General features: G+C 42.2%; 17 protein-coding genes. 8 read left to right on the forward strand and 9 right to left on the reverse strand.

Features of this window, described 5'->3' with window-relative positions:
• Nucleotides 1-28: 28 nt before the first annotated feature.
• The 5 genes from AC0SAP_RS04280 to lon all read right to left on the reverse strand — a co-directional run bounded on the left by AC0SAP_RS04280 (nucleotide 29) and on the right by lon (nucleotide 5,673).
• Entirely contained in the window at nucleotides 29-1,084 is a 1,056-nt protein-coding gene (locus AC0SAP_RS04280; protein WP_473383109.1) for an NAD(P)H-dependent flavin oxidoreductase, read from the reverse strand.
• Complete coding sequence (locus tag AC0SAP_RS04285; protein WP_473383110.1) at nucleotides 1,081-1,842, reverse strand: TatD family hydrolase; 762 nt, start codon at nucleotides 1,840-1,842, stop codon at nucleotides 1,081-1,083. Before AC0SAP_RS04285 ends, AC0SAP_RS04280 begins: the two co-directional genes overlap by 4 nt.
• A gap of 24 nt (nucleotides 1,843-1,866) precedes the next feature.
• Nucleotides 1,867-2,442 (reverse strand): UPF0149 family protein, encoded by a 576-nt coding sequence (locus AC0SAP_RS04290; RefSeq protein WP_473383112.1) that lies wholly within the window; start codon nucleotides 2,440-2,442, stop codon nucleotides 1,867-1,869.
• Between the two features lie 371 nt (nucleotides 2,443-2,813).
• Entirely contained in the window at nucleotides 2,814-3,092 is a 279-nt protein-coding gene (locus AC0SAP_RS04295) for an HU family DNA-binding protein (protein ID WP_094566799.1), read from the reverse strand.
• A 130-nt stretch (nucleotides 3,093-3,222) separates the two neighbouring features.
• On the reverse strand, nucleotides 3,223-5,673 hold the full coding sequence (gene lon / locus AC0SAP_RS04300; RefSeq protein WP_286481248.1) for an endopeptidase La: 2,451 nt from the start codon (nucleotides 5,671-5,673) through the stop codon (nucleotides 3,223-3,225).
• A 513-nt stretch (nucleotides 5,674-6,186) separates the two neighbouring features.
• Here lon and uvrB point away from each other — a divergent pair.
• The 8 genes from uvrB to AC0SAP_RS04340 all read left to right on the forward strand — a co-directional run bounded on the left by uvrB (nucleotide 6,187) and on the right by AC0SAP_RS04340 (nucleotide 17,296).
• Entirely contained in the window at nucleotides 6,187-8,226 is a 2,040-nt protein-coding gene (gene uvrB, locus AC0SAP_RS04305; RefSeq protein ID WP_353623189.1) for an excinuclease ABC subunit UvrB, read from the forward strand.
• A 178-nt stretch (nucleotides 8,227-8,404) separates the two neighbouring features.
• Nucleotides 8,405-9,238: a pyrroline-5-carboxylate reductase gene (gene proC, locus AC0SAP_RS04310; protein WP_286481249.1), complete on the forward strand. Its 834-nt coding sequence runs from the start codon at nucleotides 8,405-8,407 to the stop codon at nucleotides 9,236-9,238.
• 141 nt (nucleotides 9,239-9,379) lie between these two features.
• The gene (locus AC0SAP_RS04315; RefSeq protein ID WP_094566795.1) at nucleotides 9,380-9,943 is read left to right on the forward strand and encodes a YggT family protein; all 564 of its coding nucleotides are present in this window, start codon (nucleotides 9,380-9,382) and stop codon (nucleotides 9,941-9,943) included.
• A gap of 204 nt (nucleotides 9,944-10,147) precedes the next feature.
• Nucleotides 10,148-10,657: a tRNA adenosine(34) deaminase TadA gene (gene tadA / locus AC0SAP_RS04320; protein WP_286481250.1), complete on the forward strand. Its 510-nt coding sequence runs from the start codon at nucleotides 10,148-10,150 to the stop codon at nucleotides 10,655-10,657.
• 14 nt (nucleotides 10,658-10,671) lie between these two features.
• Nucleotides 10,672-11,814, forward strand: coding sequence for a cell division protein ZapE (gene zapE / locus AC0SAP_RS04325; RefSeq protein WP_473383114.1), 1,143 nt, complete (start codon nucleotides 10,672-10,674; stop codon nucleotides 11,812-11,814).
• Between the two features lie 112 nt (nucleotides 11,815-11,926).
• Nucleotides 11,927-14,848, forward strand: coding sequence for an FAD-binding and (Fe-S)-binding domain-containing protein (locus AC0SAP_RS04330; protein WP_473383116.1), 2,922 nt, complete (start codon nucleotides 11,927-11,929; stop codon nucleotides 14,846-14,848).
• A 152-nt stretch (nucleotides 14,849-15,000) separates the two neighbouring features.
• A complete protein-coding gene (locus tag AC0SAP_RS04335; protein WP_473383239.1) occupies nucleotides 15,001-15,972 on the forward strand; it encodes an NAD(P)H-quinone oxidoreductase in 972 nt (323 codons plus the stop codon).
• Nucleotides 15,973-16,171: 199 nt separating this feature from the next.
• The gene (locus tag AC0SAP_RS04340) at nucleotides 16,172-17,296 is read left to right on the forward strand and encodes a YeiH family protein (RefSeq protein ID WP_473383117.1); all 1,125 of its coding nucleotides are present in this window, start codon (nucleotides 16,172-16,174) and stop codon (nucleotides 17,294-17,296) included.
• Here the strand turns inward: AC0SAP_RS04340 and AC0SAP_RS04345 are convergent.
• From AC0SAP_RS04345 to AC0SAP_RS04360, 4 genes are all read right to left on the reverse strand, one after another.
• Entirely contained in the window at nucleotides 17,235-17,981 is a 747-nt protein-coding gene (locus AC0SAP_RS04345) for a methylated-DNA--[protein]-cysteine S-methyltransferase (RefSeq protein WP_473383119.1), read from the reverse strand. The two genes, AC0SAP_RS04340 and AC0SAP_RS04345, sit on opposite strands and share 62 nt — an antisense overlap.
• A gap of 10 nt (nucleotides 17,982-17,991) precedes the next feature.
• Nucleotides 17,992-18,990 (reverse strand): alpha-L-glutamate ligase-like protein, encoded by a 999-nt coding sequence (locus tag AC0SAP_RS04350; protein ID WP_473383120.1) that lies wholly within the window; start codon nucleotides 18,988-18,990, stop codon nucleotides 17,992-17,994.
• Between the two features lie 2 nt (nucleotides 18,991-18,992).
• On the reverse strand, nucleotides 18,993-20,567 hold the full coding sequence (locus AC0SAP_RS04355) for a UUP1 family membrane protein (RefSeq protein ID WP_473383121.1): 1,575 nt from the start codon (nucleotides 20,565-20,567) through the stop codon (nucleotides 18,993-18,995).
• A gap of 204 nt (nucleotides 20,568-20,771) precedes the next feature.
• On the reverse strand, nucleotides 20,772-21,353 hold the full coding sequence (locus AC0SAP_RS04360; protein ID WP_275665745.1) for an ATP-dependent zinc protease family protein: 582 nt from the start codon (nucleotides 21,351-21,353) through the stop codon (nucleotides 20,772-20,774).
• Between the last annotated feature and the right edge of the window lie 148 nt (nucleotides 21,354-21,501).

Raw genomic sequence — 21,501 nt, forward strand, 5'->3', positions numbered from 1 at the left:
TAAATTTCGATTAAATATGATAGAGCAATCAACTCACCAATGACTCCATCAATCTCTTCACAGAGACTCTTTCACAAAAAGGCGCATTAACGCTCGCCCAAATAGGCTGAAAGTCCACAGGATGATCCTCCATCTCTAACTCATCGATCGTTGCTGCATGAACCAAAAAGAGCTGCTCCGGGAAAGGGAGTGTTCTGCCACGGACTTTTCGTAACTGCTGCGTTCCTAAATTGCTATAACAGCGCCCTAATACCCCCGTCCAATGCTCTGTTAAGACAGAATCATACTCATTACTCTTGAGAAGAAGATCCGCTTCTTGCTCACTTAATCCCGATTCTGGCGTCAACATAAATGCGGTTCCAATCCCAACACCATCCGCCCCTTGAATAATTGCCGCAGCAAAGAGTGATTTATTATAGATCCCACCTGATACCGCAAAAGGCTTTTCCAATAGACGCGCCCCTTGAGTTGTTAATGCCTGTGCGCTAAAAGCATGAGTGCGGACATCACCAATAAAAGTATGACGCATTCCCCCCGATTCAGATCCTTGTAAGAGATGGACATCAACACCACTCTCTTCCCATAAAAGCGCTTCAACCATATGAGTTGAATGACCAATAATTTTAACGCCAGCCTCTTTTAAGAGTGCAATCGTCTCTTTAGAGGGAATACCAAAAGTGAAACTGACGACCGGCACCTCCTCATCTAAAATAACCTCTAAAAGATCATCTAAAGGTGAGAGTTCCCATGCATCAGTATTGAGATTCTCCATCTCCAAAAGCTCTGCGCTTGCAAACCCTTTCATCCGTGAAATCGCATCCGCATAGAGCGATTCTGGAATATCACGACTCTTTGAGATCATTAAGTTAACGCCAAATGGGCGATCGGTTAACTCTTTAATAGAGGAGATCTCATGTTGCAGGGCTTCGGCGGTTAAAAAACCACCAGCAATCATGCCTAGACCACCACTATTTGAGACTTCAGCAACAAGCTCTGTTGATCCACCATGGTAGAGTGGCACCTGGATAATAGGATACTCAATCGATAGTTGTTGAGATAAGCGTGCAGGTTTATTGATCGTCATTTTATCTCCAAATTAAATAAATGAATCGCATTCTGTGTTGTTATCTTAGCAAGTTCTCCCCTCTCAAGCGATCTTTGTTGTGCAATAGAGTGGCCAATTTTCACTAAATCTTCCGGCAGATGCGCTTCACCCTTTTCCCGATAAGCTCCTGGTTGAAAGGGTGCGTCTGTCTCAAGTAGAAGATGATCGATAGGTGTCGCTTGTAATAAACGTTGCAACCTTTTAGCGCGAGAATAGGTGACCGCCCCTCCAAATCCTAAATAGAAGCCGAGTGCTAAGATCTGCTCTAACTGCTGCAGACTACAGTTGATACCATGAAACACCCCTCGAGCCTGCGGATAGCGACGCAAAATTTGCAATACTGAATCTACCGCTTTATAGGAGTGGATAATTAAGGGGAGTTGATACTCTACAGAAAGTGCAACCTGCGCTTCAAAGAGAGCTATCTGCTTTAGATGATCCTCACGAGAGAAATCGAGTCCGCACTCCCCTATAGCGATAGGTGAATAATGCTCGATCGCCTCCCTTAACGATAAAATAGCGAAATCGAGCTGCTCCGGCAAAAACCACGGATGTAGCCCCAAAGCAGGATAACAGCGAGAATAACGCTGAGAGATCTCCACGATAGGGATAAATGAATCAATGGTCGTTGCCGGCATAATCCATCCCCGAACGCCCAAATCCTGGGCTCGTTGCAGATGTTCAGCGAGCGCCTCTTTCGGCGTTATATCATTGAGATGAATATGGGTATCGATCATTTTCTTCTACCTATCAAAGTTAGCCTAGTGAACCTGAGGTGTTCCCTCTTCTGCAACAACTTCCTCTCTATCTCTGCCTTTAAGGTGATAGTAGAGCATCAAAGCACCTACTCTGACAAATTCGATCAACTCCTCTAGCGCGAGATAATCTTCCTCATCAGCCAACTCATCGACCACCTGCTCCCGTTCTAATCCTGAGAACTCAATAATATAACGGATATAATCACGACCATCTTCATCGAGCGCCTCATAGAGCTCATTAGAGAGGCCAAAGCCATAACTAAAACCATGGCACCATTTGATAAATCCTTCAATACGTTGCTCTAAAGGCTCTTCCGGTAAGAGAAGAGCGAGATTAAAATCTTCTGAATTTAACTCTGCAAGCGTCTTTTCATAGAGAATTTTTAAGATCTCTTGATTCAACTCCGCTTCATCAAAACGAATATGCTCAATCTCCACTAGCCAATTATGAAAATAATCATGAGACTGCCCACATAGAAGGGCTATTAAGAGCCCCTGCGCTTCAGAAAGATTAAGACCTGGAAATTGCTCTTGCAATAATTGATAGGTCACACTTTGAGGGATTTGTGTTTCTGACATCGATCGCTTCCTTTCTTTTTTCTGCTGTTTCTGCTGTTTCTGCTGTTTCTGCTGTTTCTGCTGTTTCTCTACTATTTTACCGTTATGATGAGGGAAATACCCTACATCTCTACTATCTACTATCTACTTCTATATCCTTTTTCTCTACGAGATAGCTATTCTCTTCCCTATATAGAATTTCTGTTTCTATCAACATTCACTAAAATAGTTATTAAAACGCCTACTGATACGCCTATTGATGCGCCTATTAAAGCGCTTATTATAACGCGATTAAATAGCCTGATTAAGATAGATACAAAAAGTAGATACAAAAAGGCTTTAGCACATAATGTACTAAAGCCTTTTAATATGCTCTGTTAAATAAGGAATACTTACTTATTAACTGACTCGCGAAGACCTTTACCAGCTCTGAACGCAGGTACGCGTGACGCTTTGATCTGAATTGTTTTTTCAGGGTTACGTGGGTCACGACCAACACGTGCAGCACGATCACGTACTGTAAATGTACCGAAACCAATTAAAGTTACACTATCACCATTTGCAAGCGCTTCAGTAATGGTTTCCATCACTGCTTCAACCGCTTTCGCAGAAGCTACTTTCGTCATTTCCGTTTTTTCTGCTACTGCAGCAATCAATTCAGTTTTGTTCATAAAATTATATCCTACTATTAAAAAAACATGTAATTTGCACGATCATAGTGTGCTTATGTCTATTCAAATTAACAAACTTTGCTAATTCTGTATAGATTTATACGTCCGCAATCGATGCAAGTCAAGTGATTCAATGTGTTTTCGCTCTTTTTTTGATCTCATCGACCTCTTCAGGAAGCGTTGTAAAACTATCAAAGCGTTTCCACTCATCTCGTCTTGTAAGTGATTGTGTTAATGCACAATCTACCACTTCATCGAAGGTTTTTACAGGAATAATCTCTAATGCATCAAGAATATATTGAGGAACCTCCTCTAAATCCTTCACATTCTCCTCTGGAATCAAGACGGTACGTATACCCGCACGCTCGGCCGCTATCAATTTTTCTTTTAATCCCCCAATAATTAACACATGACCTCTGAGGGTAATTTCCCCTGTCATCGCAATATCGGAACGAATAGGAACGCCTATCAGCGCAGAAAGAATGGCAAGCGTAATTGCAGCACCAGCACTTGGCCCATCTTTAGGAATTGCCCCTTCTGGAGCATGAACATGAATATCCCATTTTTTATAAAAATCATCGGGTAGACCATAGTAACTACTACGCGCTCGAATCACGGTTAATGCGGTTCTCACTGACTCTTTCATCACATCACCAAGACTACCAGTTGCGATAAGTTCCCCTTTACCGGGCACTAACTGTACCTCAATCCCCAGAAGATCACCACCAACTTGTGTCCAAGCTAACCCATTGACATAGCCAACCTCATGCTCATCCTCTTTAATACCATGACGATACTTGATAGCGCCAAGATAATATTTGATACGCGCCTCATCAACGATCTCCCCTTTGCGATCACGCTCTTTATCGAGCATTCTCTCTTTAATAAATTTACGGAAGATTGTATTGATTTCACGGGTTAAATTTCGAACCCCTGCCTCTTTTGTGTAGTGATTGATAAGGAAAAGAAGCCCATCATCGGTAAACTTAATCTCTTCCCGCGTTAATCCATTCTCCTTATAGGCATCTGGAATAAGGTGCTCTTTAGCAATTGTAAGTTTCTCAAGTTCGGTATAGCTTGAGAGCTCAATAATATCCATACGATCACGTAGAGGCCCTGGAATATCGTAACTATTAGCGGTTGCGATAAACATCACCTCTGAAAGATCGATATCGACATCGAGATAGTGATCATTAAATGTGCTATTTTGCTCTGGATCTAAAACCTCTAAGAGTGCAGCGGCCGGATCACCTTTATGGCTATGCCCGGTCTTATCTAACTCATCGAGAAGAATAAGCGGATTTTTGGTCTTCGCTTTTGCTAAAAGTTGTACAAGCTTACCCGGCATTGCACCGATATAGGTCCGGCGATGTCCTCTAATTTCAGACTCATCACTCACACCACCTAAACTCATCCGCACAAACTCTCGCCCTGTTGCTTCAGCAATTGAACGAGCAAGTGAGGTCTTACCCACCCCAGGAGGTCCAATAAAGCAGAGGATATCACCCTTCTTCGACTTGGTATGGCTAATCACTGCTAAGTGCTCAAGAATATGATCTTTCACCTTCTCAAGGCCAGAATGATCTCGATCGAGCGTCTTCTTCGCAGTAATCAGACCATAACGAAGACGCGAGCGATGATTCCATGGCATCTTTAAGAGCCAATCGATATAAGTCCGCGCAACAGTACCCTCAGCGGACATTGCCGGCATCGATTTAAGTCGCTTAACTTCGTTTAGCCCCTTCTCTTCAGCCTCTTTGGGCATTCCCGCTGCTTTAATCTTCTCTTCGAGCGTCTCAAGCTCTGAAAGACCAGAATCGTTTAGATCATCAAGCTCTTTATGGATCGCTTTGATCTGTTCATTGAGGTAATATTCACGCTGATTTTTTGAGATCTGAGTCTGCACCAGGCCATGAATTCGGCGCTGAAGATCGATAATATTGAGCTCAACACTTAAGTGGTTAATCAATAGATCCGCAGCTTCACCTAAATCTTCTGCCGCTAAGATCGATTGTTTCTTCTCCACCGACATCGGAATCTCACAAGCAAGCTTCATCACCAATGGATAGAGCGCTTTATCCTCTAAGAGCAATTCCGGCGTTAATTGTTTAATTTGAGCATTTTCTAAAAGCTTCTTCACCAACTTCTCAAAAGTGGCGTAGTAGACCTCTTCTTCTGCCTCTGTTAAATTATTTTCAAAAGGGGCAAGCTCATAACTTCCCATTACAAAATCAAAAACGTAGCCCTCACCATTTTCATAGACTAACTCTTTTGTCTTCTGCAATTTAACTCGTTCAAGGGCTTCTAATGTAACTTGGTAGGATCCCCCTTTTGAGAGTTTACTTGAGATAATACGGACAACAACGCCGGTATGGTAGATTGTCTCCATATTAATTCGCTCTTCATCAGGATCTTTTAAACTCATCAATAGAACACGATTATCAACCTCCGTTGACATCTCAAGCGCACCTATTGAAAGAGGTCTACCCACTAAAAGTGGAGTTTTTGTCCCCGGAAATACTACTAGATCGCGAAGCGCTAAAATAGGTAATTCCGCATCTTTTACTCGTTTTTGAGACATTCGTTTTTATCTCCAATTTATTATAATGTGATTTGGTATTCATCCACGTTTTATCGATAAATCTCTACATCAATGATCTTACCACCTAACAGTGATTGTTAGAAGTTATGCTATCGTTAGCCTCTCTTAGAATCACTATGAGATACTTGAACCTCATAAGTTCTGTTGATCTTGATTGCTATCAATTGCTATAGACTACTATCAGATAGCAGATCAACCGACGAGAGGTTATCAGTGATATAAGTAACAAAAGTAATACTAAGTGATATCCATTTGTACAAAAGAGATAAAAAATATAAAAGAGAGAGAATTGATATAATTTTGGTAGAAAATTAACATAAAATTAATATCAAATTTTTGATCACTCTTTTGATCACTCATTTATTTCATTTATTTCATTTATTACTTTCGTACTTTCATCAAATCATCAATCGCAAATGACATACTATCTCTATATTCGATGCTTTATGAAAGTGACTTCTAAAACCGATACAGACATACATAACACTCAATATGGCGACAGATCCTATGCATTTCAAGCTCTCTACCCATTATTCTCCGGCAGGAGATCAGCCTGCAGCAATTACTGCATTAACAGAAGGACTCAACGATGGACTAGCCTTTCAGACCCTTCTTGGCGTTACAGGATCAGGGAAAACCTTTACCATGGCCAATGTGATCCAAAATACACAGCGCCCGGCAATGATCTTAGCTCCCAACAAGACACTTGCTGCACAACTCTATGGTGAGATGAAGGAATTTTTTCCTGAAAATGCTGTGGAATATTTTGTCTCCTATTACGATTACTATCAGCCAGAAGCCTATGTGCCGGCATCAGATACCTTTATTGAAAAAGATGCTTCTATCAATGATCATATCGAACAGATGCGGCTTTCAGCGACCAAAGCGATCTTAGAGCGTCCCGATACCATTATTATTGCCACTGTCTCCGCAATTTACGGGCTTGGCGATAAAGATCACTATATGAGTATGATTCTCCATGTCACTAAAGGGGAGCGGATCGATCAACGCGATATTATTAAGCGTTTAGTAGAACTACAATATACACGCAACGATACGATCTTAGAGCGAGGAAACTTTAGAGTTCGAGGCGAAGTGATCGATATCTTTCCCGCAGAGAGTGAACGAGATGCGGTTCGAATTGAGCTCTTCGATGATGAGATTGAAAAACTCTCCTTCTTTGATCCCCTAACCGGTCATGTCTCTCGCAATGTCTCCCGCTTGACGATCTATCCCTCAAGCCATTATGTAACCCCTAAAGATCGACTACTTGCCGCCGTGGAAGAGATTAAAGTGGAACTCGCCGCACGCTTAGAAGAGCTTCGTTCACAAAATAAATTATTGGAAGCACAACGAATTGAGCAACGAACCAAGTTTGATATTGAGATGATGATTGAACTGGGCTATTGCCAGGGAATCGAAAACTACTCGCGCTACCTCTCCGGAAGAGCGCCGGGAGAAGCACCTCCCACACTCTTCGATTATCTCCCTAAAAATGCCATTCTCTTTATTGATGAGTCTCACGTTGCCGTTCCTCAAGTAGGGGCAATGTATAAAGGGGATCGATCTCGAAAAGAGACCTTAGTCAATTACGGTTTTCGCCTCCCCTCTGCTCTCGATAACCGCCCACTTAAATTTGAAGAGTTTGAAAATTTAATGCCTCAAACGATCTTTGTCTCGGCAACACCAAGTATCTATGAGGCAGAACATGCAGATCAAGTTGTAGAACAAGTGGTAAGGCCAACAGGACTTCTCGATCCAATTGTAGAGGTTCGTCCGGCAGAGACACAGGTCGATGATGTTCTCTCTGAGATCCATCAGCGAATTCCTAAAAATGAACGGGTTCTTATTACCACTTTAACGAAGAAGATGTCGGAAGATTTAACCGAGTTCTTAGCCGATCATGGAATCAAAGTTCGATATCTCCATTCAGATATCGATACTGTAGAACGAGTGGAGATTATTCGCGATCTACGACTCGGTGTCTTTGATGTTTTAGTGGGAATCAACCTGTTACGAGAAGGACTCGATATCCCTGAAGTCTCTCTTGTGGCGATTTTAGATGCCGATAAAGAGGGATTCCTCCGTTCAGAGCGCTCCCTGATTCAGACTATAGGGCGCGCCGCACGAAACTCAGAAGGGAAAGCCATTCTCTACGCCAATAAGATCACTAAAGCGATGCGTGCCGCAATCGATGAGACGGAACGTCGTCGAGCACTACAAGAGGCGCACAATATTGAACACAATATTACCCCTAAAACCATTCAAAAACAGATTCAAGACATTATGTATGATGCCCGCGATGCCGCTCCTGATAATGAATATATCAAAGAGTATCGCGGTAAATTGATCATCGATGAACAGAGTATTAATGATGAGCATCAATTTAAATCAGATCCTAAAAAGTTGGCAAAACATCTGGCACAATTGGAAAAAGAGATGCTCGATCATGCACAAAACTTAGAGTTTGAAGCGGCTGCAGAGATGCGAGATGAGATTGAGCGTCTTAAGCGAGAGTTTCTTCTTGCCTAAAGTTTTTCCTTAAAGAGCATGATAAAATGACCCAATGAGCTCAAAATCCCCTATTTACGTTAACACTAAGTTAATACCTTTTAATTAACGCCGGGGATTGCAACTTTCGTAACATCAGAAAGATCTCATCTCAAGGATGCAAAAGAGATCGATACGAACAATAAAGCGAGGAGTATTTATGAAAAAAGCGGTAGGATTTATCGGTGGTGGCAATATGGCAAAGGCGATATTGAGCGGATTATCACAAAAAGAGCGTTGTTTTGACCTCTATCTTTGTGATCGAAATGAAGAGAAACGCACCTATTTTCAACAGACGCTCGGCGTTACCACTTCAGCAGATTATCGCGATTTTATCGATCATGTCGATATCCTTATTCTAGCCATCAAGCCCCAAGGATTCCCAGCTCTCCTTGCTGAGCTTAAACCCATTCTTCATGCACTTAAAGAGAAACCACTCATTATCTCTATCGCTGCCGGCGTCTCAATAGAAGCCATTTTACGTGGTATCGATGCAACGGAATATCCCATCATTCGTGTCATGCCTAATACCCCATCCACTATTGGATTAGGCGCTTCTGCACTCTATGCTAATGAAGCGGTCTCAAAGTCTGCATGCAATGATGCCGACCAGATCTTCTCAAGCTGTGGCATTACTACTTGGCTTGCATCTGAAGAGCTCATCTCTGCGGCGGTAGCTGTCTCGGGCTCAAGCCCTGCTTACCTCTACTATCTAATGGATATTATGAGCCGTGTCGGAGTAGAGATGGGGCTTACTCCTGAAAATAGTAAGGTATTGACACAGCAAGCGGTGCTAGGGTCAGCACGCTATAGTCAACTTTCTGATCTCTCTTTTGAGACCTTAAAGCGCAATGTGATGTCCCCCCAAGGAACAACAGAGCAGGCGATCTTTAGCTTAGAGAAAAATCATTTTGACAAGATTATTGAAGAGGCGATGAGAGCTGCATTTAATCGCGATCAAGAACTTTCCGAACTCATCTCTGAGAAAATATAGGTGATCTAGAGTAGCGATGAATCATCTATTCGTTACGCTATTAACGCCATTGAATCACCGACTCAATCTCAGTTATAAATTCTTCTGTTTCCACTATTTTCCTATTTCCCCCCATTAGATAGATGAGGAGCAAAATCTCTAATGATCAACAATATTCTCGAATTTCTCATTGAAGTTGCTTATAGCTTTGCGATGATCTTTATTCTTCTTCGCTTTCTATTGCAATTAGTTAAGGCAAACTTTTACCATCCGATTGTGCAATCGATCGTTAAACTCACCAATCCAATTATCTTACCGATTCGTAAAATCACGCCCATCGTCGGCAGTGCCGATTGGTCTGCAATCTTAGCGGCGATTATCATTACAATCATCAAATATCTCCTCTTGATGTTACTTAAAGTGATGTTGCCGATTACACCGCTAGCATTAGTAGGGGTAGTGATTTTAGAGATCTTGCGCAACATTATCTATATCTATCTCTTTGCTTATATTATCCAAGCAATTAGTAGTTGGATCGGCTCATCTCCAAGACAGAGCGTCTTTTTAAGTCTTCTCAATCAATTGCTTGCCCCCATTATGAAACGCTTCCCTTTTAAGCTACAGGTCGGTATGATCGATTTTCGCCCAATGGTGATTGTACTCGGTCTCTTCTTAGGCTTAAATGTGATCAATCATTTCTACGCAAAATTGATCTTCTTTGCCTAGCGAATGAAAAGAACGTTTCGCAAAACCTAATAGAAAACCTGATTATCAGGATTATAATAGTTAGAAAGTAACAGTTAGAAGGTACAGTTGGGAAATAATAGTTAGGCAGTAACATTAGAAGAGCTATAGAACACTATAGAACGCTATAGAAAAATAATAAATCCAGCATCTGATAACAGATCATATAAGAATAGATCATACAATATGAGTGAAGTACGAGAAAACAGCACGATAGATAAGATCCCTGATGAAGCATATCAGCAACATCGATACTTTATGCAAGAGGCTCTTCTTGAGGCACAAAAAGCAGGGGAGATCGGAGAAGTCCCTATCGGTGCTGTGATCGTCTACAATGGAGAAATTATCGCACGTGGGCATAATCGCTCCATTATCGATAATGATCCTACAGCACATGCCGAGATTGTTGCAATTCGCAAAGCTTGTGCCAAAATCAAAAACTATCGTCTGCCGGGGATGACACTCTATGTCACTTTAGAACCTTGTACAATGTGCGCAGGCAGTTTTCTCCACGCACGTATCGATACCGTTGTTTATGGTGCCGGAGATTCCCGGAATGGCGCATTAGGAACTAACCTCAATATCAATGACTATAAAGCATTTAATCATAAAATCACCATTATTCCACACATCCTCCGAGAGGAGTGTCGTTCACTTATCAAAGCATTTTTTAAAGAGCGTCGGGTTAAAAAATAGAGGAGCTAATCATTATGACAACCATTAAAGAAGCCTATTTCAAACTAATCGAAGAGAAAGGTTTTAAGGTCGATCCCGTCCAAGTCTCTGTCGCTGAGAGCTATGACAAATTAAAAGCTAAAATTCTCAATGACAAACCGATCCCGGCAGAGGATTCTCGCTCCTTTATGCAGAAGATGTTAAAACCTTTTGCCGAGCAACCGATAACCTATAACGATCCTCGAGGACTCTATATCTATGGGCGCGTAGGAAGAGGAAAAACCTTTCTAATGGATCTCTTCTTTAACAATATCGATGTTCCCAAAATTCGAGAGCATTACTACCACTTTATGCAAGATGTTCACCAAAAGATGCGTCAATACCAAGGAAGTGAAGATCCGCTTAAATTGGTAGCAAAAGAGTTTGCCAAGGAGTGTAAAGTTCTCTGTGTAGATGAGTTTCACGTTATCGATATTACCGATGCGATGATTCTCTATCGTCTACTCGATGCCCTCTTAGCGGAAGGTATCTTCTTTATCACAACCTCTAACCGTCCGCCTGAAGATCTCTATAAAAATGGATTACAGCGTCAACAATTTCTACCGGCAATCGATATTATCAAGAATCGTCTTGAAGTCATTGTTCTCGATACAGATCAAGATTATCGTATGCGCCATATCGATAGTGCCGATGTTTGGTTTACCGGTACAGAAGAGGAGCAAGAGAAGCAGTTCAAACTAAAATTTGAGAAGCTCACCGGAGGTTCAGATCATCCCGAAACGCTCGATGTCAATGGCCATCCATTCCATATGTTAGAACATTATGAGAAGAGCGCCTGGTTCACCTTCGATGAGGCTTGTTGCAAAGCACGCTCATCTCAAGACTTTATCTATCTTGCATCAATCTTAGATACCGTTTTCTTCAGTGGCTTACCGCAATTAACGCGAGATTTAGAGAATGAGGCAAGACGCTTTGTGATTATGATTGATGAGTTCTATGACCAAGGGGTCAAAGTGATTATTGGTTCGGAAGTTCCGATGAATCAACTCTATGCGCCGAAAGGTGAAAAGGCGCTCGACTTTGAGTTTGATCGCACAATTAGTCGCCTTATTGAGATGCAATCACAAGAGTATCTCGATCAACCGAAAAGAACGAGTAATAAAGAGAAACATCAATGAAACATCAATAAATAGTATGAAGAGCTGTAAGAAATAAGAAGTAAGAAGTAAAAAGTGAGAAGTAGTAAATAATAGATAACGAGATACAACCAAGAGATAACGAAGAGAGATTATGAGCATCCACCCCACCCCGAGTACAGAGCAGTTTTTAGAAGCCTTAAGCGCAAAAAACTTTAGCGGCGAGATTGAGGTCTCTTATGCCCAAAGATTAATCGCGGCAACAGATAACTCTATCTACCAATTGATGCCGGAAGCGATCCTTTTTCCCAAAGATAATCACGATGTGGAGAAAGTGATGGTACTGCTAGGAGAGGAGCGATTTCGCCATATTACGCTCTCCACTCGTGGAGGTGGCACAGGAACAAATGGGCAATCCCTCAATCAAGGGATTATCTTAGATCTGTCACGCCATATGAATAAGATTCTAAATTTTGATCCTGATAAGCGAGTCGTAACAGTGCAAACGGGAGTTGTCAAAGATCAGCTCAATGCCTATCTTCGCCCCTATGGTTTCTTCTTTGCACCTGAGCTTTCAACCTCTAACCGGGCAACAATCGGTGGAATGATCAATACCGATGCTTCTGGCCAAGGAAGCTGTGAGTATGGAAAGACCAGCCAACATGTCCTTGAGATCTTAGCTTATCGCATCGGCGGTGAAGCGCTTGTGAGTCGTCCTTTTTCTCAAAATCAGAAAGATGAACAACGCTTACCAATAGCGGAATCTCTCTATCAAGCACTTCTTCCCCATAAAGAGAAGATCCATGCTCACTTCCCTCAACTTAATCGATTTATCACCGGATATGATCTTGATCACTTTACCCAAGATGAGATGATCAACCTCAACCATCTTCTCTGTGGGTCAGAAGGAACATTGGGCGTTTTTACAGAAGCTAAACTCAATGTCTTGCCGATCCCTAAAGAGACAGCGCTGGTTCTGATCACCTATAATGATTTTATCGGCGCGCTAGAGGATGCTCCCCTCTTAATGGGGGCAACACCTAAGCCGACATCGGTTGAAGTGATTGATAATATTGTCATGGAGATCGCTAAGAATGACTTTATCTGGGCGACAACAGAGGAATATTTTAGTGGCATCGATTATGAGGCGCTTAAAGCCATTCAACTTGTTGAATTTAATGCTGATGATCTTCCGACATTGCAAGAGAAGGTCACCGACTTTACACACTATATTGAGACCCATCCTCACAAAAGCCGACTCTCCATTCGCCCACTCTTAGGGAAAAAGGCGGTACTTGATATCTATGGTCTGCGTAAACGTGCGGTAGGATTGCTAGGCGCTGTTCAAGGGAATCGTCGCCCGATCCCCTTTGTGGAAGATACAGCCGTACCTCCTGAAAATCTAGCTCCCTTTATTGCTGAATTTCGCGCTATTCTTGACCGAGCAGCAGTCAAATATGGCATGTTTGGTCATGCTGATGCCGGCGTTATCCATGTCCGCCCTGCCCTTGATCTCAAACTAGAAGAGGATCGCCCGCTCATTCGACAAATCTCCGACAAAGTCTACCAGCTCTGCCAAAAGTATGGCGGCGCACTTTGGGGGGAGCATGGGAAAGGGGTTCGCTCTGAATATGCTCAAGATTTCTTTGGTGAGCTCTATCCCCTTGTCCAGAGTGTAAAAAGAGCTTTTGATCCTTACAATCAACTCAATCCCGGCAAAATTGCTGCCGTTGCGGATCATGCGCTCTTAAAGATTGATGAAGTGCCGCTTCGTGCTGATTTTAATCGTCAGATCAATAGCCACTATTGGGCTGAGAATGCATACGCAACCACCCTCTACTGTAATGGGAATGGCGCCTGCTTCAATTATGATCTCAATGCCGCAATGTGTCCAAGCTATAAAGCGACAAGAGAACGAATTTACTCCCCTAAAGGTCGTGCAGAATTGATCAAAGAGTGGCTTCGTCAAAAATCACACAATATTGTTCAACCTCAATTTGAGCAAGAGCTCTATGATTCACTCTCACTCTGCTTAAGCTGTAAATCATGTGCCGGAGAATGCCCTATTAAAGTCAATATCCCGGCGGCAAAATCTCAATTCCTCAATGAATATTATCAAAAGAGAAAACGCCCACTCTATGAAAAAATCTTGATCAATGCTGAAAAGATGGTGGAAAAGAGTGCCAAGGTTGCAGGAATTGCTAATTGGATGACCCAAAACCGCCTAACGAAGCAGCTCTTCTCACAAATTGGACTCGTCGATCTTCCACAACTTGAGCGAGCCCAATATCATGCAGATCAACACTACTATCAACAATTAACACTCGATAATCTCTCCTGCTTAGAATCGGTTAAATCTCCGGAAAATGCTGTTATTTTAGTGCCGGACTCCTTCTTTATGTTCTATGATGCGACAACCTTTAATGCCACCGTAGAGCTCCTTCATCAATTAGGCGTCATGATCTTTATCGCGCCTTACCAATCCTCTGGAAAGGTCGCTCATGTCTATGGTGCTTTAACACAATTTAAAAAAGAGGCTGAAGCTCAAAATGAGCTCTTAACGAAGCTTGCCGCTTACGGCATTCCACTCGTAGGTATCGAACCACCCATCACACTCACCTATCGAGAGGAGTATCCTGCTATCGGGCTTGCTTCCCCCAATGTTGCACTCATTCAAGAGTGGTTAACCACCTATCTTGCCAATAGACAAGATCTTCCACAGATTGAAGAGAAGATCGATCTCAAGCTGATGAGTCACTGTACTGAAAAGACCAATGCAACACATGCCCCTAAAGCATGGCAAGAGATATTTGCCCGCTTTGGCCTCCACTTAAGTGAGGAGAAGAGTGGTTGTTGTGGAATGAGTGGTGGCTTTGGCCATATTAAGAAAAATAGAGATCTCTCTGAAAAGATCTACTCTCAATCATGGGGCGAGATCATCAAAGAGAATGCACCTGAAACACTCTTAGCCACTGGATCTTCCTGCAGAAGTCAGGTAAAACGCTTCGATAATGTTGAGATTGTTCATCCTATTGTGAAACTCAATCAATTATTAAGCCCCCTTTTGCAGAGATAGCAATCAAGATTGAAGATAGGTTATAGTGTCTATCTATCATTTTAAATAAGTATCGATAGATAACAGTATTATAGATAGCGGTATTATAGATAGCAGTATTATCGAACCCGCTCCCTCTCTTACAAAACAGATAAGGAGATATTATGGATACTATGAAAGCAGTGATTCTTACAGAGTTTGGCGCACCTTCAGTTCTTCAACTTGGAGAGAAAGAACGCCCAACAGTAGGTGAGAATGACATTCTGATCAGAGTGAAAGCGGCAGGCGTCAATCGTCCTGATGTCATTCAACGAAAAGGTTACTATCCAGCTCCTGAAGGAGAACCTCAAGATATTCTTGGATTAGAGGTCGCCGGTATTGTGGAAGCGGTCGGGAGCAAAGTGACTCGTTGGAAGGTAGGCGATGAGGTCTTCTCGCTTATTGGCGGGGGCGGTTATGCTGAATACGTTCGTGTCGATCAAGATTTGGCTCTCCCTAAACCGAAAGAGCTTAGCTTCGTTGAAGCCGCTAGCCTTCCTGAGACACTCTATACGGTCTGGAGCAATGTCTTCCAAAGAGGTGCACTAAAAAAAGGGGAAAATTTTCTCGTTCATGGTGGCAGTAGTGGTATCGGCATTACCGCTATTCAACTTGCAAAAATTATTGGTGCCAATGTCTACACAACTGTTGGAAATAGCGAAAAACAGGAGGCAGTAAAAGCACTAGGCGCAGAGATTGCTGTTAACTATAAAGAGGAAGATTTTGCTGAAGTCTTAAAAGAGATCGGTATCGATGTCATTCTCGATATGATTGGAGGTGATTATTATGAGAAGAATATCGATCTTCTCAATCCCGACGGTCGACTGGTCTATATCAACTCCATGGGGGGCGCAAAAGTGACTGCCAATTTGATGAAGATTATGCAAAAACGCCTCACCGTTACCGGTAGCACACTTCGCTCCCGTGAATATGCTTTCAAACGCCAATTAACAGAAGATATTCGCCGTGATGTTCTCCCTCTTCTTGTGGAAGGCCACTTTAAACCTGTGATCTGTGCAACCTACCCTCTTGCTGAAGCAGATAAAGCACACGAATTAATGGAATCGAGCGCACACATCGGTAAAATCGTTCTAGAAGTTAACTAAGAACAATCGATCAATAGCATCTTATTCAAATAGAACGCCACAATCTTTCATCAATAGAGAGTTGTGGCGTTTTTTCGAGTAGTTAATACTCAATCGTTAATCGCACGATTTCTAGCAATTAATTGGCTCATTGTATGAAAAGGAGTAGGATAAAACAGCAATCCTCTCTCCCCTATTTCAAATCTACAAATGCCCTATCATGATGAAATATCCTAGTTTTATTCCCAAACCTTCTGAAATTCCAGCAATTATCCCCGGTCTGCTTTTAGCAATAGGAACAGCTGCAGTTGCTGCGATTTTAGCGCTCTGGATTCCGGCAATTGGTCCCTCTCCAATTGCCATCTTCTTAGGAATTATTTTAGGAAACCTCCTCTTTAAGCAGGATATTTTTCAAAAAGGAACTCGCTTTGCAGAAGGGCGTCTACTAGAATATGCCATTGTCTTATTAGGTTTTTCCATCACATTCTCCACCTTAGGCGAACTGGGCTTTGCCGGCACACTCTTTATCATACTACAGATTATCGGCACCCTTCTCCTAGCTATTGGAATTGGTAAACTTCTTCATTTCACACAAAATTACTACCTCCTCATGGCCGCTGGAAATGGTGTTTGTGGCTCTTCCGCTATCGCCGCTACAGCGCCGGTTATTGGCGCAAAGGAAGAGGAGAGAGGCCTGATCATTACCATTGTTAACCTCATGGGGACCGTGATGATGTTTCTTCTCCCCTTTATCGCCCTAATGCTTTATGATCATACGCTGTTGCAAGGTGCTTTTATTGGTGGAATTTTACAATCTGTTGGGCAAGTGATTGCTAGCGCAAGTATGTTAGGTGATGAGGTGATGCGAGATGCCACAATCTTTAAGATTATGCGGATCGCTTCATTGATCTTTATTGTTCTACTTTTTCACCAAATTGCAGCACGAAATAGTCGTGCGATAATAAAAAACTCAAAAAAAGTCACCATTTCAATATCCGAGGAAGAAGCGCTAAGTGCTTCTAAGAGGGGCCCATCGGTCAACGATAAAGCACCATCTTCGGCATCATCATTTTTACAATCGATCATTAAAATCGTTCCTTGGTATCTCTTTGGTTTTATGATCGCCTGCACCCTCAACTCTATTGAGATCATTCATCAAGATCTTACAAAAGGACTCCTCACCTTAAGTGGACTCTTTGAGGTAACAGCGCTTTCAGCGATTGGGCTACGCCTTAATTTCTCACTCCTCAAACAGCAAGGAGGTAAATTAGCACTCTATGCGCTTATTCTTGGAACAGGACAGATTCTCTTGGCACTACTCTTAATCGCTTTTTTTCTGCAGTAATGGTGAATCCTTCCTGCTCAAGGAGTGCTATTTTAGTTATCAGCCCTCCACTATAACCTCCCAAGCTGCCATCACTGGCAATCACGCGATGACAAGGAATAATAATCGGCAATGGATTTTTACCATTTGCACTCCCTACCGCTCGCGTAGCTCGTGACTGACCGATCATATCTGCTACTTCGCGATAGCTTGCCACCTTACCATAGGGAATTGTTATTAATGTTTGCCAAACCTTCTGTTGAAAAGGCGTTCCCTTCAAAAGAAGGGGGATAGTAAATTGTTGCAAGGTTCCGGCAAAATAGGCCGATAGCTCTGAAATTGCCTGATAAATCAAACGCTCACTACTATCGTTTGAAGCGCGTTGAGTAGGCTTAGAGTGTTTGGAGTGATTAGAGTGAGAGGAAAAATCTGAAAGATCAGAAAGATCGATAATCTCTTTCGCGTCTCTCTCCCATATTGTGGCTAAGCGATGATTGAGATCTCTATCAATATCTTGATTGCCCCATTGGAAACCGCCATCTCCATGAGGCATCCCTTGAAGCGATAAGAGAGAGGTCTGATTAACCGGCATCTTTAACTGAGAGATATCGAGCGCTAAAAGCCCCTCTTTTTGCCATAAAAAACCGATCTCCCCAGCGGGAAATCGGTGATAGTAGAAGTATCGCGCTTCGTGAGATTGTGCCATCTTGCTCTCTCTATTTCTCTAAGGATTCAACCATATCGGCACCAAAATATTGCTGAGAAAAGGCCATTCTCTCAGCGATTGATTCTGCAGGTAATCCCTCTTTTTTAAGCATCGCTAAATGTTCCTCAACCTTTCTAGCCCTTGCAGAAAGGCCGGCATTATTAGCAATCTGAATGTTTAATCCCGGACGCGCATTGATCTCTAAAACTAATGGCCCTTTTGTCTCATCGAGTACCATATCAACGCCGATATAACCCAATTGACTCAGCTCATAGCAACTCGTTGCCAGCTCTAAAAAGCCCTCCCAATTAGGGAGCGTCACACTACTGACCTCATTATTAGTATCGGGATGTCGATGGATAATCTCATTGAGCCAGGTCCCTTTTAAGGTGGTCCCACTCTTTAGATCAACGCCAACACCGATAGCACCCTGATGGAGGTTTGCTTTCCCTCCTGACTGCCTTGTCGGTAGTCGTAACATTGCCATAATCGGATATCCCATCAAAACAATAATCCGAATATCGGGAACACCTTCGTAACTGATGCTACTAAAGATCGGATCGGAGGTCACCTTATACTCAATCAGAGCTCGATCTCGCGTACCACCTAATGAGTAGAGACCGGTCAATGTACTAGAGATCTGATACTCAATCTCATCAAGCGTAATTAAACGCCCTGAAACTGTTTTATAGCGATACTCATCAAATTTATCGGCAATCACAATAATACCATCGCCTCCGGCACCTTGAGCGGGCTTAATCACAAACTCCCGTTTATCACCAATAATCTTTTTCAGCCGTTTAATATCGCTCTCAGTCTCAATAACGCCATACATCTCCGGCACATTGATTCCCGCAGCAATTGCTCGCTCTTTGGTCAAGATCTTATCATCAACATAAGGGTAGAAACGGCGATTATTATATTTAAGGACAAAATCCCCGTTTCGTTCATTGATCCCCATGACACCTCGTTTTCGCAGAGCGCGCCAGCGTTTAATCCATGTCAACATCTCTACTTATCCTCTTTTAACATCGCCTTAAAGCGCTTCAACTCCGTCAAACGATAACCACGATAACGTCCCATCATCAACATAAAACCAGCTAGAACAAGGAGTATGCCGGGGAAGGTAAAGACAAAATAGACTAACTCTTCAACCTCCATCAAAAGATAAGCTAAAGAGGAAGCAATCAATGTACCGATACTAATTTTTAAGACATTACCGGCACCACGCTCTTCCCACGTAATCGAAAGGCGCTCAATTGTCATCGTTAGGATCACCATCGGGAAGAGGCCAATAGCCAAGCCTTTAGCAAAGCCCATCTTATAACTGAAAATACTTAAAACAGCGATCATAATGATCACAAAGGTTAAAACAACAGAGAGTCGCGATAACATCTGTAATTTTAGATGCTCAAGGTAGGAGCGAACCAGTAGCCCCATCGCAATAATAATGGAGAAGAAGATCGCCCCAAATGCTAATCCCGTCTCTCTAAATGCGAGCGCTATCAATACTGGAGTAAATGTTCCTAATGTCTGAATCCCGACAACGTTACGCACTAAAAGAATGACCAAAACGCCAAAAGGAATCATCAGCATTAATTCATAACCATATTGAATGGAGATGGGCAAACTATAGAGCGAGTAAGCTAAAAATTCAGAACTAGCGGTATTTGTCGATTGTGCAAGGCTAATTGCCGTTAACTGTTTATCCGTCACACTAAAGGAGACTTTAGCACGAACACCATTATCCACAGAGAGAATCGGCTGATCACCTATTGACCAGATGATCGCATTCTTGGGTAATCCCACCATGCCATTCGTAATGTTGAAATAATACCATTTACCAACGGTTGTGTTTTTTGAACCCTCTTTTTTGGTTGTTTCGATATAACTTCTTAACCAGATCTCCGGTGATTGATCAACGCTCGGCTTTAACTCCAAAGTATTAACGCGCTGAACAGGAATATGAGCCTGGGAGAGAAGAAGTTCTACGACTGCATAACGATTCTTAACAGAGTTATCCCCCTTTAGAAGGGTCTTCACATTGATATTATCAGGATCATTCACTCGGCGAATCGCCTCACTAATAAAACTCAATGTATTCGATGAGGTTGCACGAATATCAGTGACTAATGCATCTGCGGCCAATTTATCAGCCCCTTCGAGAGGTATCGGCTCTCGGTAGATAGGTCCCTTCTCCTCCACCTTTTCACTCATACCAAAATTAGGGGACAAAGCTAAACGATAATAGAGTGTCTCCGGTCCCTTCGTTCTTCTTATAGAGTAGTGGCCAATCTTATTCCCATACTCGTCTTGCTCTAATACCTGTCCATACTGCTTATCCGCAATCAAGGACTCACTATAGAGCGAGTATTGATTATAGATAGTGGGCAGATAAAACTTAACGCTAACCCCTGAATTTGCAGGAACATCATAGGTAATTTTGGCATCGATCGTCCAGAGATCCTCAACGGCTCGATCGGTAAAAGGGATCTGTAACACATAACGCTCATAAGCGATAGAGCCTAAGCCGAATGCTACAAGAAGAAATACTAAAACTCTTAAATGAAGATTGACGGAACGCATTGGAGACTTTCCTTATTTGGCGAATCGGTAACGACTAAATCAGTAACAACTCAATCAGTAATAATTAAATCGATCACTATTAAGTACGATTAAGTACTATTAAGTAAATTACTTTTTAAATAGATATTTTAAATAAACAGTTTAAATAGACGGTTTAAATAGATGGTTTAAATAGATAAAGTTGATCAATTGACAATAGGGCAATTAATCACAATCTGCCGGCGCAATATAGCGTTTTCCAGCATCAACTAGAGCATTGAGCTCTCTTAAAGCTTTTGCACCAATCAAAAGAGGGTAATTGAAATGACCGCGATTAGTTAAGTTGACATCAATCACTGCCTTTTGATCACCAATACAGATTGTCATTGCCACAACAGGACGCTTCGCAGATGCAATATCATCGCTATCATCCCCCTCCTCTGCCCGCTGTTTAATTCGAGAAATTTTAACTAAGGGAAGTGTTTGTGTCTGTAGAGGCTTATCATCAACAACAGGCGTGAAGCGAACCCAATCTTCCCCATCTTTCTGATAATACTCGATATCGATTGCATTCAAAGAGGCGGTATAAGCACCGGTATCAATTTTTGCTTTAATAGTTTTGCCACCTAACTCATCAATTTTAACACGTTCATAACGTCCTAAAATTGGCTGAGATACTCGCTGAACACTATGATCCTTCTCCATTGCCCCTTTTTTTGCCTTTTCCGCTGCGAATGTCACACCGAAGAGAAAGCTCCCCATAAGGCATAGGAGAATGGTGATCATCTCTATCTTTTTTCTACTCATTATTTCTTCCTATTCTTCGCATATCGATCCTGATGCTTTCGCTATTGAAAGATCGATTTTACGTTTTTTAATTTTTGTCAGTTTAGCATAGATCTTTTCGTGGAGAAAAATTCTCACCCCTAAGAAGCGGCATCGATTGATCCATACA

The organism is Ignatzschineria sp. PL_is040 (assembly GCF_055813795.1).

What these genes read in the sequence shown, in the direction of transcription:
- proC (WP_286481249.1), top strand. Translation starts at nt 8,405, where the DNA reads ATGAAAAAAGCGGTAGGATTTATCGGTGGTGGCAATATGGCAAAGGCG.
- AC0SAP_RS04355 (WP_473383121.1), bottom strand. Translation starts at nt 20,567, where the DNA reads ATGCGTTCCGTCAATCTTCATTTAAGAGTTTTAGTATTTCTTCTTGTA.
- AC0SAP_RS04345 (WP_473383119.1), bottom strand. Translation starts at nt 17,981, where the DNA reads ATGGCACAATCTCACGAAGCGCGATACTTCTACTATCACCGATTTCCC.
- AC0SAP_RS04285 (WP_473383110.1), bottom strand. Translation starts at nt 1,842, where the DNA reads ATGATCGATACCCATATTCATCTCAATGATATAACGCCGAAAGAGGCG.
- AC0SAP_RS04350 (WP_473383120.1), bottom strand. Translation starts at nt 18,990, where the DNA reads ATGTTGACATGGATTAAACGCTGGCGCGCTCTGCGAAAACGAGGTGTC.
- AC0SAP_RS04290 (WP_473383112.1), bottom strand. Translation starts at nt 2,442, where the DNA reads ATGTCAGAAACACAAATCCCTCAAAGTGTGACCTATCAATTATTGCAA.
- zapE (WP_473383114.1), top strand. Translation starts at nt 10,672, where the DNA reads ATGACAACCATTAAAGAAGCCTATTTCAAACTAATCGAAGAGAAAGGT.
- AC0SAP_RS04330 (WP_473383116.1), top strand. Translation starts at nt 11,927, where the DNA reads ATGAGCATCCACCCCACCCCGAGTACAGAGCAGTTTTTAGAAGCCTTA.
- uvrB (WP_353623189.1), top strand. Translation starts at nt 6,187, where the DNA reads ATGGCGACAGATCCTATGCATTTCAAGCTCTCTACCCATTATTCTCCG.
- AC0SAP_RS04315 (WP_094566795.1), top strand. Translation starts at nt 9,380, where the DNA reads ATGATCAACAATATTCTCGAATTTCTCATTGAAGTTGCTTATAGCTTT.
- AC0SAP_RS04280 (WP_473383109.1), bottom strand. Translation starts at nt 1,084, where the DNA reads ATGACGATCAATAAACCTGCACGCTTATCTCAACAACTATCGATTGAG.
- lon (WP_286481248.1), bottom strand. Translation starts at nt 5,673, where the DNA reads ATGTCTCAAAAACGAGTAAAAGATGCGGAATTACCTATTTTAGCGCTT.
- AC0SAP_RS04335 (WP_473383239.1), top strand. Translation starts at nt 15,001, where the DNA reads ATGAAAGCAGTGATTCTTACAGAGTTTGGCGCACCTTCAGTTCTTCAA.
- tadA (WP_286481250.1), top strand. Translation starts at nt 10,148, where the DNA reads ATGAGTGAAGTACGAGAAAACAGCACGATAGATAAGATCCCTGATGAA.
- AC0SAP_RS04360 (WP_275665745.1), bottom strand. Translation starts at nt 21,353, where the DNA reads ATGAGTAGAAAAAAGATAGAGATGATCACCATTCTCCTATGCCTTATG.
- AC0SAP_RS04340 (WP_473383117.1), top strand. Translation starts at nt 16,172, where the DNA reads ATGATGAAATATCCTAGTTTTATTCCCAAACCTTCTGAAATTCCAGCA.
- AC0SAP_RS04295 (WP_094566799.1), bottom strand. Translation starts at nt 3,092, where the DNA reads ATGAACAAAACTGAATTGATTGCTGCAGTAGCAGAAAAAACGGAAATG.